The organism is Salifodinibacter halophilus (genome assembly GCA_012999515.1).
GTDB classification, from domain to species: Bacteria; Pseudomonadota; Gammaproteobacteria; order Nevskiales; family Salinisphaeraceae; genus Salifodinibacter; species Salifodinibacter halophilus.
The window spans coordinates 1-262 of sequence record JABEEB010000346.1; the positions used below are offsets into that span (position 1 = coordinate 1).

Here is a 262-nt window from a genome sequence, read left to right on the forward strand (position 1 = left end):
TAGTTGTACTTGAACGCCGAACTGTCCTCCATGAAGCCGTAGTAGAGGACGCGGCCGGCCCCGCGGCGCTCGACGGCGACGAGCGAGGTGCCGCCGGTCGTGTTCACGAGCGACTGGCCCGCCCGGAGGTCGCCCGCGATGTACTCGGTCGGCGGCGGGAAGGTGATGTCGCGGGTAATCGGGTGGCTCTCGACGGTCCCGATGGTCGGGTTCGTCTCGACGCTCCCCTGCGAGACGAGACGCAGGTCGCCGTAGTTCGGCG

Annotated in this window: 1 protein-coding gene; it reads right to left on the minus strand. The window is 68.7% G+C overall.

Translation table 11 applies throughout. The annotated features are described in order from the left end of the window. Window positions 1-262, minus strand: a 262-nt coding sequence (locus HKX41_11965; protein ID NNC24850.1) for a hypothetical protein, incomplete at both ends; no start/stop codon positions are given.